This window comes from Paraburkholderia phymatum STM815, assembly GCF_000020045.1.
Taxonomy (GTDB): Bacteria; Pseudomonadota; Gammaproteobacteria; order Burkholderiales; family Burkholderiaceae; genus Paraburkholderia; species Paraburkholderia phymatum.
In genome coordinates, this window is sequence record NC_010625.1 from 1 (window position 1) to 13,648 (window position 13,648).

Genomic DNA, 13,648 nt, shown 5'->3' on the forward strand with positions numbered 1-13,648 from the left:
CGCAGCCTGCTACGCGTGGCGGCACGCGACGGTCAGACGCATTTCGGTGGAACGCAGCGACAGCGTATGGATCGGCGGGTCGCGCCAGGATCCGCGATCGACCAAATTGGGAATGCCGCCGCGTGCCTGATGCAGAAAGCGTTGCCCGAATGCAACAGGGCGCGAATCGTGCTGTGGGCCGCGCCGGCTAGCGCTCGGCCGATTTGGCGTGGATCGGAAGTCGGTTGGTGTCGCTGTCGCAACACGTCGCGCTTGCATTATTGAGATAGGGGTTTATACTTAGAACCGTCTCCTCCATGTCTCCTCTTGATATGGATTCAGCCCGCCAGCCTGGCGGGCTTTCTTTTTGTCCCCTCGATGTGCGCGAACGGGCTTCTACTCACGGGCCGAAGAACGTCTGGCAAAAGTGGCCAGGCGCGCTGCATGAGGGCGTTTTTGCTTGTGACTGGGGCGGCGTCGAGCAGGCGGCGAGCGCGCACGCGCACACTCCGATCAGGCCTAGTCGCGCGATCGCATCGCGAGCATCGCACCCGCGCTGGATGAATGGGAACATGCTGCCTCTCCGGAAGAGTCTGACGCGCGCACTGACGCAAAAACGGGAGCGGTTGCCGCCAGCAGCACGCCTCCCGTCATTCAACCCATCTCATGCGTTAGCAGTCAACCGTTCCGGCGTTCGATAGTCGGCGAGCAAGCGCTCCTTTTTTTTCGCCGCTGCCTGGAGATTGCGTTCCTTCACGTGACCGAAGCCCCGGATATCGTCGGGCAGGCAGGCCAGCTGCAGCGCCACGGCAAGGCGGTCAGACGTGAGCGTCGCGCAAAACTCGTCGACGAGCGCGATGTACTCCGCGATCAGCTGCCGCTCCCCACGCCGCTCGACCGTTTTGCCGAACACGTCGAAAGCTGTGCCGCGGAGTCCCTTCATCCGCGCGAGGACGCGGAAGGCGGGCAGCATCCACGGACCGAAGCGTTTCTTTTGCAGGTGCCCGCGCTCATCGCGCTTTGCGAAAAGAGGCGGCGCGAGGTAGAAGCTCAGCTTGTAGTCGCGGCCCGGCTCGCCCTCGAACTGCTGACGCAGCTTCTCCAGATACGCAGGATCGGCATAAAGGCGGGCTACTTCGTACTCGTCCTTGTAGGCCATCAGCTTCGCGAGATTCGTTGCGATGGCGCGCGTCAGAGGCAGTTTCGAGTCGCCGCCGAATTCCATTTCCTTCGCGCGAATCCCGTCGATCACCCGCCGATACTTTCGCGCATACGCTTCGTTCTGGTAAGACTTCAACAGCGCTTCTCGGGAGGCGATCAGGTGGTCGAGCGACTCGGGTATCCGCATGACGATCGCTTGCGGTGCGGCAGCGGGCTTGCCCAGTGCGCGAACGGCGTCGTCGCCATGTTGCGCGATATATCGTCCCCAGTTGAACGCCTGCTGATTCTTCTCGACGGACACGGCGTTGAGTTCAATCGCGCGCAGCAGGCTCGACAGTTGCAGCGGTAGCCAGCCCTTCTGCCAGGCAAAGCCAAGCAGCAGCGGGTTGCTGTAGATCGTATCGCCGAGCAGTGTCAGCGCGAGCGCGTTGGCGTCGATGAACGCGCATCCATCGCCGATGCTGTCACGCAGTTCGGCTTCCGTTTGCGTGCCCGGGAAAGTCCACTTCGGGTTCTTCACGAACTCGGCCGTCGGCGTGGCGCCGCTGTTGATCGCGGCGCACGTCACGCCGTGCTGCGTGCGCGACAGTACGTCGTTCGATGCCGACACGATCGCGTCGCAGCCGATCACGAGCCGTGCTTCGCCTGTGGCGATGCGCGTCGCATGCAACGCTTCCGGCGCGGAGGCGAGCTGCACGTGGCTCAGCACTGCGCCGCCCTTTTGCGCGAGGCCCGCCATGTCGAGTACGGTGACGCCCTTGTGTTCGATATGCGCGGCCATGCCGATCAGCCCGCCGATCGTCACGACGCCCGTCCCGCCGACGCCCGTCACGAGAATGCCATACGGTTTGGCGAGTGCGGGCAGCGATGGCGCCGGCAGCGCGTCGAAGTCGATCTTGCCAGCGCCCGCGCTCTTGTCGCCTCCCGCCGCTTTGGGCTTGCGAAGCTGCGCGCCTTCTGCCGTGACGAAGCTCGGACAGAAGCCGTTCACGCACGAAAAGTCCTTGTTGCACGACGACTGATTGATCTTGCGCTTCGTGCCGAGCGGCGTATCGAGCGGTTCGACGGACAGACAGTTCGATTGCTCCGAGCAATCGCCGCAGCCCTCGCACACGGCGTCGTTGATGAACGCGCGGCGCGCCGGATCGGGATACGTGCCGCGCTTGCGACGGCGGCGCTTCTCGGTTGCACAAGTCTGATCATAGATCAGCACGGTCGTGCCGGGTATGTCGCGCAATGTGCGCTGAACGGTATCCAGCTGATCGCGATGGTGCACGTCGACGCCAGCCGGCAGCACGATGCCCGTGCGATACTTCTGCGGCTCGTCGGTGACGATGACGACGCGCTTCGCGCCCTCCGCATGCACCTGATGCGCGATCTGCGGCACGGTCAACACGCCGTCGACAGGCTGGCCGCCCGTCATTGCGACGGCATCGTTATACAGAACCTTGTACGTGATATTTGCATTCGCCGCGATGGCGGCGCGAATCGCGAGCAGACCCGAGTGGAAATACGTGCCGTCGCCGAGATTGACGAACACGTGCCTGTCGCCGGAGAAGTGCATCTGGCCGATCCAGGCAACCCCTTCGCCGCCCATCTGGCTGAACGTTTCCGTCTTGCGGTCCATCCACATCGACATGTAATGGCAGCCGATGCCCGCGAGTGCGCGCGAGCCTTCGGGCACCCTCGTCGACGTGTTGTGCGGACAGCCCGAGCAGAACCACGGCTTGCGTTCGACGGCTACGCGCGGTTTCGCGGCTTCGCGCTCTTTCGCTTCGATGATCGCGACGCGCGCGAGCATGCGCGCGCGCACGTCTTTCGGCAGATCCGCACGCGCGAGGCGGCGCGCAATCGCCTTCGCGATCAGCGCGGGCGACAGCTCGTAATGCGCGGGCAGCAGCCAGTCGCCGCGCGGCACTGACCATTCGCCCCCTTCATTGTCGCGTTCGTCGAACTTGCCATAGATCTTCGGGCGCACGTCCTCGCGCCAGTTGTATAGCTCTTCCTTTAGCGCGTATTCGAGTATCTGGCGCTTTTCTTCGACGACGAGAATCTCTTCCAGACCTGTCGCGAATGCGCGCGCGTCCTGCGCATCGAGCGGCCACACGCAGCCCACCTTGAGCACGCGCAAGCCGATCCTCGCGCAGGTGTCATCGTCGAGGCCCAGATCGCTCAGCGCCTGACGCACGTCGAGATAGGCCTTGCCCGCCGTGATGATGCCGAAGCGCGGCTTGTCGGAATCGATCACGACGCGGTTCAGCCTGTTCGCGCGGATATACGCGAGCGCCGCGTACCACTTCTCGTCGAGCAGCCGCGCCTCTTGCGCGAGCGGCGCGTCGGGCCAGCGGATGTTCAGGCCGCCCGCGGGCATTGCGTAGTCGGTGGGCGTGACGATGTCGACGCGGTCCGGATCGAGATCAATCGACGCCGTGGATTCGATCACGTCCGTTACGCACTTCATCGCGACCCACAGGCCCGAGTAACGGCTCATCGCCCAGCCGTGCAGGCCGTAATCCAGATATTCCTGTACGTTCGCCGGATAGAGCACGGGAATGCCCGCCGCGATGAACGCATGTTCCGACTGATGCGCGACCGACGACGACTTCGCCGCGTGGTCGTCGCCTGCCAGCACGAGCACGCCGCCGCGCGCATCGCTGCCAGCGGAGTTCGCGTGCCTGAAGACGTCGCCCGTGCGGTCGACGCCGGGCCCTTTGCCGTACCACATGCCGAACACGCCGTCGCGCGTCGCGCCCGGCCACAGGTTGATCTGCTGCGTGCCCCAGACGGCTGTCGCGGCCAGATCTTCGTTGACGCCGGGTTGGAAGACGATGTCGTTGGCCTGAAGATGTTTCTTCGCTTTCCACAACGACTGATCGAGCGCACCGAGCGGCGAGCCGCGATAGCCCGAAATGAAACCCGCCGTGTTCAGCCCTGCCTTCAGATCGCGTGCCTTCTGCAGCATGGGCAGACGCACCAGCGCCTGCGTGCCGCTGATGTACACACGGCCTTTTTCGAGCGTGTACTTGTCGTCTAGCGTGACGTTCAATGGATCGGATTGTTCAGATGTAACGGCTCGATCGGGCGCATTCATGGCAGGGCTGTCTCCGCGGAATCGTGATTTTTCAGCCGAGTATAGGAAGCCGAATTGCTATCGTAAAATCACAAATAGACAATTCTGGTATTCGAAAATCAGATGGCATTCGATCTCACACTCCGGCAGTTGCGCTACTTCGCGGCGGCGGCGCAAACGGGCAATTTTTCGATGGCGGCCGCCAACGAACACGTGTCGCAATCGGCTATCACCAACGCCGTGCTGGCGCTGGAAAGCGGCCTCGGCACGCGGCTCTTCGAGCGCCTGCCGCAGGGCGTCGCGCTGACGCCGGAGGGCCAGGATTTCTACAACCACGCACGGCGCGTGCTGGATGCCGCGCGCGACGCCGTGCATAAACCGCCGTTTCGTTCGCACGATATGCGCGGGACCGTGCGCATCGCCGCTTCCTATACGGTGCTGGGTTACTTCCTGCCGGAACTGCTGGCGCGTTTCCGCGCGACGTATCCGTTCATCGAGTTCGACCTGCGCGACATGGAACGCGTGGATATCGAGCGCGCCGTGCACGATGGCGACGTCGATATCGGCGTGGTCTTGCTGTCGAACATCGAAAAGCTCAGCCGGTTCGGCAGCCAGGTGTTGATTCGCTCACGGCGGCAGTTGTGGGTCGCGCCGTCGCATCCGCTTGCGTTGGTGGACGCGCCGTCGTTGAAGGACATCGCTGCGCATCCGTACATCCTGATCACGGTGGACGAGGGCGAGCAGTCGACGCTGCGCTACTGGAAGAAGAAAGGAATCGCGCCGAACATCGCGTTTCGCACCAGTTCGATGGAAGCGCTGCGCGGGCTCGTGGCGCACGGCTTCGGCGTGACTGTGCTGTCGGATATGGTGTTTCGGCCGTGGTCGCTCGAAGGCAACCGTATCGAAGCGCGGCCTGTGCTCGACGCCGTGCCGCAGATGGATGCGGGCATGATCTGGCAAAAGGGCGCGCAGTTGAACAGCCCGGCTACGGCGCTACAGCAGTTCCTGATTCACGCGTGCGGTACGTGAAGGCCGGCGCGTACAAGAGGCCGGTCGCGCGGGCCGCTTGCGAACGCACAGCACCATTCAGTGCGAAATGCTTTTGCCCGCCAGCGTCAGCAGCACGCCAGGGGTGACGATGGCAACGGCAGACGCCGCCTGGCTGAACAGAAGGCCGCTCACGATATTGAGCACCGCCATGCAGGCGCCTTCCCATGACGGGACGGCAAACTCGTTGCTGCGAGTCCGCGCGGCCGCCGCGCGCAAGCTACCTGATCGCGCTGGATGCTTTAGTTGATCGCTTGTACACGACGCGTGTTACACGCGAGGATGAGGTTGCCTTGTCGCATCTTTCCAACGAGTGGCGTTTGGTCACGAACGGAATGGGCCATAGAAAACCCGCATATGGTGCGCTAAACGTACGCAAACGTCCGATGATCGCGCACGCACGCTTTTGTCTGCTTGTCGGCCAATAATCACTGCTCGTAAGCTCAGCCGCGACGGTGGAATGAAGTCATCCTGATTCCGGGTCGCTCGGGGAAGCGAAAGACTGGAATCAGGCCACGTTCCGCTCAGAACACATTTCAAATAATCTCATTCGATGAAAGTAGCGATCAAACTGATGTTGATAGTCGGCACCGCGCTCGCCGGTGTCATCGCCATCGCGGCAGTGTCGTTGATTCAACTCGATCAAGCGCTGACAGAAAGCCGCACGGCGCAGATCAAGACGCTGCTGACCAAAGCCGAACACCTGGTGCTCTATTACCAGGGGCTCGAGGCAAGCGGCAAGCTCAGTCGCGAAGACGCGCAAGCCGCCGCGAAAACGGCGCTCAGTCAATTGAACGCGAACAGCCAGAGCTATTTCTGGGTGACGAACACCGACAGCGTCAATATCGTCCACCCCAACCCGAAGCTCATCGGTACGAAAGCGGGCGGCAACAAGACGAGATCCGGCGATCTCACGGACACTCAGGCGTACCGGCAAGGTCTCGCAAGAGATCACTTCGCAATGGTGGACGTGCTGATCAAGCGCTCAGCGGATGGCCCGCTCGAGGCCAAACTGCAAGGTGTAGTAGAAATCCCCGGTTGGCAATGGTGGATCGGCACGGGCTTTTTCTACGACGACATCAACGCGACCTATTGGACGCTAGCGAGAACGCTGATCGCGATTTCGCTTGTGATTTTCATCGCGGTCGGCTGCATGGCGTGGGTGATGACGCGCAGCCTGAAGCGTGAACTGGGCGGCGAGCCGGCAGAAGCTGCTGCGTTTGCGGCGCACATCGCATCAGGCAATCTGACGGCGAATCTCAAGCTCACGTCATCGGATCGATCGAGTTTGCTGTTCGCTTTGGGAGAGATGCGCACCAAGCTGATCGATTTGGTGCGGGGCATTCAGGGGACGAGTGAATCGATTGCGACGGGTGCGGGAGAGATTGCGCAAGGAAACATCGATCTGTCGCAACGCACCGAGGAGCAGGCTGCATCGTTGCAGGAGACGGCCGCGAGCATGGAGCAACTGACTGCGACGGTCAAACAGAACGCCGACAATGTGCAGCAGGCGAGCGAACTCGCCGTGCTTGCGACGGAGGCGACCCGACGCGGCGGTCAAGCCGTCGAAGAAGTCATCAACATGATGCAAGGCATCGCCGATGGCTCGAACAAGATCGGCGAGATCATCGCCGTCATTGAAGGCATAGCCTTCCAGACGAATATCCTTGCGTTGAACGCTGCCGTCGAAGCGGCTCGGGCCGGCGAAGAAGGACGCGGCTTTGCCGTGGTCGCGGGAGAAGTCCGCGCGCTCGCGCAACGCAGCGCGACTGCGGCCAAGGAAGTGAAGGCACTGATTCAATCTTCCGCAGTGCGGGTCGATGAAGGCACGACGCAAGTCACGGTTGCCGGGCAACGGATGCATGAGATCGTGCAATCGATTCAGCGGGTCAGCGACATCATGAACGAGATTGCGGCAGCGTCTGTCGAGCAGAGCACGGGTATCGAACAGGTCAATCGTGCCGTGTCGCAAATGGACGAGGTGACGCAACAGAACGCCGCTCTGGTCGAGCAGGCTGCTGCGGCTGCGACGTCCCTCGACGAACAGGCGGGACGGTTGCGGGAGATGGTGGGTGCGTTCCGTCTGCGTTAGTGGTCCGATTTGTCGTCGCGTGCACTGCTGCGAGTACCGCCGAGTGCGAGTTTTTCCACCGGCAGGGTCGTGCCCGTGTCGATCACGTTTGCATAGCTGAAACTGAAGCGGTAGTGGTCGTGCAGTACCTGCAGTCCACCCGCACCGTAACAGAAGTCGGCAAGTGCGACGGTACGCAGACCGAGCGGATAGTAAAGGCGCTCCATACAGGTGGTTGGCGCAACGTAGTCCGCACGGTCGCTATCGACGGCGTCATCGACGGCGTCATCGGCGCTGTCGTCACACGACGTCACTGCGAACCCGCAAACGAAAATGGCAAAAATAACGCAAAAGATCGACGCCCGCATATCGAATGACTGAAGTTGTATCAGCCCTTCAGACAGACCTCTCTGCGCAAAGGTTTTTCCAGCTGGCTTACCGCGTGTTTCGATGGAAAGAGACGGCCGATGCGCGCTTTGCCGGGCCCGCAACATCGGCGCGGCGAGCTTAGGCGCTTTCCCGCACAACCAGTTCGTAGCCGAGATCGACGACGGGCGACGCGACAGGCTTGTTGTCGATCATCGACAGGAGCAGGTTGGACGCCACGCGTCCGACTTCCGCTCGCGGCGTGCGAACGGTTGTGAGCCGCGGCACGCAATCGGCAGCCCCTGCCAGATCGTTGAAGCCGACTATCGCCACCTGATCTGGAATGTCGATGCCCTGACGGCGCGCTTCAAAGAGCGCGCCCTGTGCGAGATCGTCATTGCCGAAAAAGATGCCGTCGACATCCGGCCGCCGCTGTAGAAGCTGGCGGAACAGATCGCATCCGAGTCCGATCGACGACGGTGCGGGCGTGAGCACTTCGAGTTCGGGGTCGTACAATCCTTTGCGCCGCAGCGCTTCGCGAAAGCCTTCCCCGCGCTGCATCATCCGTGAATCGAGCTGCGCCGCGACGAAGGCGTTGCGCCGGCAACCTCGCGCGATCAGATGGTCCGCAACGGCTTCACCCGCGCGTGCCTGTGAGAACCCGACACAGTGCACGCCTTCAGCCTTTTCGAGTTCCATGATGTGCACGCAGGGCACACCGCTCGCCTCGATCAGACGGCGCGCGCTTTCCGTGCGGTCGAAGCCGGTCACAATGAGTCCGCTTGGCGGCGACGCAAGGTAATGACGGATCAGATCTTCTTCCGCGTTGCGCGAGTAGTGCGAATTCCCGATCAGGATTTCGTAGCCCCGTGGCCGCAGCACGTTGTGAATCGATTCGAGGACGTCGACGAACACCGTGTTCGACAGCGACGGAATCACGACAGCCACGCTGCCGCTGCGCGACGACGCGAGCGCGCGCGCCGCCGGGTTCGTCACGTAGTGCAGTTCCGCCGCCGCGGCCTTTACCCGCTGGACATATTCCGGTCCGACCGAACCCACGCCGCGCAGCACGCGTGAAGCGGTAATCGAGCTCACGCCGGCCAGTTCGGCGACGGCGTCGAGCGTCGGCCGTCCCGTGCTCCGGGTTTTCCTAGGTGTCGAGGTCGCCATGATCGATTTAGGATAGCGCTGTCTCAAGGCTTGCGCAATAGGGACCGAACAGTAGCGCCGGAAACGGTGCGACACGGGCGCCCATACCGCAGCTTTATTTTTTAAGCGTCTGAGACAGCGCTGTCTCGGACGAAAGAGGTGCATATGATCAAGCACATTTCATCGCTGGTGGTTATGGGTGTTGCGGGGTGCGGCAAAAGCAGCGTCGCTCAGGCGCTGGCCGCACGGATCGGCGGCGTGCTGATCGAGGGCGACGCCTTTCACCCGCAGGCTAACGTCGACAAGATGGCGCGCGGCATTCCGCTGACTGACGAAGATCGCGCGGGCTGGCTGGACCGGCTGTCGGACGAGATTGAGCGGGTTGCCAATGGCGGCCAGCGCGCCGTGCTTGCGTGCTCGGCGCTCAAACAGCGCTATCGGAACCGGCTGCGTACGGCGACTGCGTCGCTGGGATTCATCTTTCTCGATTTGCCCCCAGCCGAGGCGCTGCGGCGCGTCGCGCAGCGAGAGAGCCACTTCATGCCGGCATCGCTGGTCGAAAGCCAGTTCGCGACGCTGGAGCGGCCTGTTGCCGAACCGCTGACGCTCACGGTCGACGGCACACTTTCGCTCGCCAGCATCGTTCGGGAAGCGGCGGCGTGGTGCGGCACCACGCAAGCGCATCTGAATTATTTGCAGCCAGTCTGAGACAGCGCTGTCTCGACGGGCCGGCCACGCAACTGGCCAGAAGGACATTTTTAAAGGAGACCATGATGGCAAACACATCAGAAGATTCAGGGAAGCGCATTCCCAACCGGCGTTGGGTGATCGGCTTGCTGTTGGGCATTGGCGTGCTCATCAACTATTTCGACCGGATCAACCTGTCCGTGGCGGCCCCGCAGATGAAGGAGGCGTTCAACCTGTCGCCTGCCGATATGGGACTGCTGTTCAGCGCGTTCTTCTGGCCGTACGCGTTGCTCCAGGTGCCGGCGGGTCTTTTCCTCGATCGCTACGGTGTGACGCGCGTTGGCCGGTGGGGCGCATTCCTGTGGGGCCTGGCGTCTGCGATCACGGTGTTCGCCAGCGGCTTCGGCGGCGTGTTCGCGGCGCGAGCGGTGCTAGGCATCGCGGAGGCACCGGGCTTTCCCGTTAGCTCGAAGGCAACGGGCTACTGGTTCCCGCGCAAGGAGCGCGCGCTGGCGACGGCCATCTTCGATGCCGCGGCCAAGTTCTCCAATGTGATCGGCGTGCCACTGGTCGCAGTCGTCGTGGTGAACGCCGGCTGGCGCTGGGGCTTCGGCGTTACCGCGCTGCTGAGCTTTGCGTACTTCGTCGCGTTCCTCCTCATCTATCGCGATCCGAGCAAGGACGGCAAGCTCTCGCCCGTTGAACTCGATTACATCCAGAAGGGCGGCGCGACGCCCGAAGGCACGTCGAGCGCGAGCGTGTTCGGCATGCTCGGCTACCTGCTGACCAAGACCAAGGTCTGGGGCCTGACGATCGGTTTTGCGGCGTACGGGTACTCGTTCTATCTGTTTCTGACCTGGCTGCCAGGTTATCTCGTGCAGACGATGCACATGAGCATCCTGAAGTCGGCGGGCTTTGCTGCGATTCCTTGGGCCGTGGCCACGGTGACCGACCTCGTCGTCGGCGGCTGGCTGATCGACCACCTGATCGCGCGCGGCAAGGACGAAACGCGCGTGCGTAAAGCCGTGCTCGTGACGGGCATGCTGTTCGGCCTCGCGGTATTTGGCGCAACGCAGACGGTCAATCCGGGCTGGGCGATCTTCTGGATCTCCATCGCGCTCGGCGGTCTCGCGGCAGCCGCGCCAGTTGGCTGGTCACTGCCGTCGCTGATTGCGCCGAAGGGGGGCGTGGGCACCGTCGGCGGCATCATGAACTTCGCGAACAATCTGATGGGCGTGGCCGCGCCGATCGTGACGGGGTTCATCGTCGGCGCGACGAATTCGTTCACGAATGCGTTCCTGGTTGCCGGCGTCATCCTGGCGGTGGGCATCGTGTCGTTCGTGTTCGTGATGGGGCGCATCGAGGCGATTCCCGAGCCGACCGATCGCGATGAAGACGCTCGTCGCACCACGTCGAAAACGTCGACGCCCGCGGGCTGATCAACGCGATGCAAGGAGCGAATCGGAACGCGAAAAAAGCAAAATCAGAACAGTGAATCAATAACAGCCTCGAAGAGGCATCTGGAGAACATCACAATGAAAAAGAACCGACAACGACGCCTGATCGGTCTCGCGGCCGTCGCATCCGTTGCGACGGCGGCTCACGCACCCGCGTTCGCACAGAACAGCGTGACGCTGTACGGCATCGTCGATAACGGTATCGGCTATCAGTCGAGCTCGACGACGCTGGGTTCGACGTCGGGCGGTCACTCGGCGTTCAAGATGATTACGGGCGTGTGGGCGGGCAGCCGCTTCGGCCTGAAGGGCGCGGAAGATCTGGGCGGCGGCACGAAGGCCATCTTCACGCTGGAAGAGGGCTTTAGCGCCAACAGCGGCGCGATGTCGACGACCAACCTGATGTTCAGCCGTCAGGCGTTCGTCGGTGTGACGAACCCGGCGTACGGTACGCTGACGGCGGGCCGCCAGTATGCGTCGTACTATCAGCTGCTCTCGCCGTACAGCCCGACAACATGGCTCACCGGCTTCTACGGTGCGCATCCGGGCGACGTGGATGGTCTCGATACGATCTACCGCGCGAACAACACGCTGCTGTACATGTCGCCGTCGATGTCCGGCTTCAAGTTCAGCGGATCCTATTCGTTTGCGGGCGTGCCTGGCAGCGTGTATCAGGGGTCGACGTGGAGCACGGCGGTGCAGTATCAGCAAGGCCCCGTCGGCCTGGCGGTCGGCTTCTCGCGCATCAACAACGCCACGGCGGGTGGCGGCGCCTTCAGTGCCGACTCGGCGACGTCGAATGCGGGAGCCCAAACGGGCGTTTCGGCCGTGACGAACGGATACCGCACCGCGCAGGCGCAGCAGCGCTTTGCGGTCGGCGCGGGCTATGCGTTCAACAGCCAGTTCGATATCACGGCAACTTATACGAACGTGCAGTACATCCCGGGAGCGGGCTCCTCGTTCCACAATGAGGCGATCTGGAACACGGGCGGCATCGTGCTGCACTGGAAGCCGGCGGCAGCATGGGACTTTGCGACTGGCTACAGCTACACGCGCGCGACGAAGTCCAACGGCATCACGAGCAGCGCGCAATACCAGCAATTCAATCTCTCCGAGTACTACTCATTGTCCAAGCGCACAGGGCTGTATGCGCTTCAGGCCTATCAGCGCGCGAATGGACAGACGCTCGGCAATAACGGTGCAGGCAACATCATCAATGCAACGGCGACATTGGGCGATGGTTTCAACTCGACGCCCTCGTCATCGCGCAGCATGGTTGGTGTGGGGGTAGGGGTCGTGCATCGGTTCTGATGCCGGCTGAAGATCCGAAGCATCGCGAGGCGCCGCAATTTGCGGCGCTTTTTTTCGCTCCTCACGACAGCGAACGGCATCGCCATCGTCGTCGGCAACCGAAACCATGCGTTCATGCTTAAAGCCATTTGCGGGATCGCACCCGGCTGGTTTATCAGGTCGATAGCTTAGCGGCTCGGATGAAACGACTTCTGCAGTGCGATCGGAGTCGGCTTGCAAACGTTCAAACATGCATGAAGATATCGTCCCGTAAGGTCGACGGCGAGTCACGCAGTTAACGAGTTACGGCGAACGCGTAAAACGTCCGCCGCCGGGTCTCAACTAGTGGCTAGCCCACCACTCGGTCGCTTTTTGTTTGTCCCAGGCAGGCAGGACTTCACGGTCGATAGAAGCATTGCTTAGAGCTGGGAAGTCCTTCTTGAAGGCCGCAATATCGCTGTCGAATTGATCGGAAACACTGATATCCCACGTCCCCCCACTAAAGCCAGTCGCGGCTTGATCGAGCAGCGGGATCATGGGCCCGGCACGAAGTTCGCCATCTTTGCGTTCAACAACGGTGGCATCGATGTGTCCGACGTAAACAATCGAGTTCGGCTTGACGTCGACCACCTCGTGGAGCGGCGTGAAAAACATGCCGTGGAAGGGGAAGATGCCGCTTTGGCCCGTTATGCCACGCATCACATATTTGCCGGGTGCAAGTGGAAGACGAACGAAATAGTGGCCGCCGGCGTCAGCCGTTCCCGTCCTATCGTCGTCGAATTTGAAATTCAAGCGGTCTTGGCGTGTATCTGCGGCGCCTCGTTCCATGTTCACAACGATGGGGCTCGGCTGATAGCTGGTGTGATAGTTATTCTTCAGCGTGACCGTCATCAACACGTACGAGTTCTTGGCCGTATCGACGGAACTCATCGAGGTAGTCGGTGACATCGGTGCGACGGTCGCGCAACCAGCCGTGAGCAGGGCGGCCGCGATAGCGGAAACAACGAAACACTTTTTCATTTTGCGTTGGGTCTTTATCGAATGAATGGAATCAAGGTTCCATTCACGAGTGCATGGATGGCTGCATCTCCCGTATGTTCGGAGAGCAGCATTGAGCAACGTTCCTTACTGTTTCGCTACCTGGCCGATTGCATATCCGCGTTCCCCGCCGCCACCGCCAAATACTGTCAGCGCGACGGTTGCGAAAAGGGATAGCAGGACCGGTATCTTTGTTTTCATGGTCATGTTCGATGCGGACGGACTCTCATTCCGTTGCACACTCCGTTTATAAATTGTTGGAAATGCACGCGTCCGTCGCTATCGCAATTTCTTGTCTCTTTCACATCGCCACCAGACAAAGTATGCGTATCGCAT

The 13,648-nt window shown here is 61.7% G+C and carries 9 protein-coding genes; 5 read left to right on the top strand and 4 right to left on the bottom strand.

Annotation, left to right across the window (positions count from 1 at the left end; translation table 11 throughout):
• Positions 1–643: 643 nt before the first annotated feature.
• Positions 644–4,231, bottom strand: a complete 3,588-nt coding sequence (locus BPHY_RS27730) for an indolepyruvate ferredoxin oxidoreductase family protein (protein WP_012404781.1) — start codon at positions 4,229–4,231, stop codon at positions 644–646.
• Between the two features lie 102 nt (positions 4,232–4,333).
• Between BPHY_RS27730 and BPHY_RS27735 the strand changes: the two genes are divergently transcribed.
• Positions 4,334–5,239, top strand: a complete 906-nt coding sequence (locus tag BPHY_RS27735; protein ID WP_012404782.1) for a LysR family transcriptional regulator — start codon at positions 4,334–4,336, stop codon at positions 5,237–5,239.
• Between the two features lie 571 nt (positions 5,240–5,810).
• Positions 5,811–7,349: a methyl-accepting chemotaxis protein gene (locus tag BPHY_RS27745; protein ID WP_012404783.1), complete on the top strand. Its 1,539-nt coding sequence runs from the start codon at positions 5,811–5,813 to the stop codon at positions 7,347–7,349.
• Here the strand turns inward: BPHY_RS27745 and BPHY_RS27750 are convergent.
• Together BPHY_RS27750 and gntR are read right to left on the bottom strand one after the other, a co-directional pair.
• Positions 7,346–7,642: a hypothetical protein gene (locus BPHY_RS27750; RefSeq protein WP_157686822.1), complete on the bottom strand. Its 297-nt coding sequence runs from the start codon at positions 7,640–7,642 to the stop codon at positions 7,346–7,348. The genes BPHY_RS27745 and BPHY_RS27750 overlap by 4 nt on opposite strands.
• Positions 7,643–7,835: 193 nt before the next feature.
• Positions 7,836–8,867 (bottom strand): HTH-type transcriptional regulator GntR, encoded by a 1,032-nt coding sequence (gene gntR / locus BPHY_RS27755; RefSeq protein WP_407671295.1) that lies wholly within the window; start codon positions 8,865–8,867, stop codon positions 7,836–7,838.
• Between the two features lie 141 nt (positions 8,868–9,008).
• Between gntR and BPHY_RS27760 the strand changes: the two genes are divergently transcribed.
• The 3 genes from BPHY_RS27760 (at position 9,009) to BPHY_RS27770 (ending at position 12,295) form a co-directional block, all read left to right on the top strand.
• Positions 9,009–9,551, top strand: coding sequence for a gluconokinase (locus BPHY_RS27760; protein WP_012404786.1), 543 nt, complete (start codon positions 9,009–9,011; stop codon positions 9,549–9,551).
• Positions 9,552–9,616: 65 nt separating this feature from the next.
• Positions 9,617–10,969 (top strand): MFS transporter, encoded by a 1,353-nt coding sequence (locus BPHY_RS27765; RefSeq protein WP_012404787.1) that lies wholly within the window; start codon positions 9,617–9,619, stop codon positions 10,967–10,969.
• Positions 10,970–11,065: 96 nt separating this feature from the next.
• Positions 11,066–12,295 carry a porin gene (locus BPHY_RS27770; protein ID WP_012404788.1) on the top strand — a complete coding sequence of 410 codons (1,230 nt, stop codon included), beginning with the start codon at positions 11,066–11,068 and terminating at the stop codon, positions 12,293–12,295.
• Between the two features lie 321 nt (positions 12,296–12,616).
• Here BPHY_RS27770 and BPHY_RS27775 read toward each other — a convergent pair whose 3' ends face one another.
• Complete coding sequence (locus BPHY_RS27775; RefSeq protein ID WP_012404789.1) at positions 12,617–13,294, bottom strand: hypothetical protein; 678 nt, start codon at positions 13,292–13,294, stop codon at positions 12,617–12,619.
• Positions 13,295–13,648 lie beyond the last annotated feature (354 nt).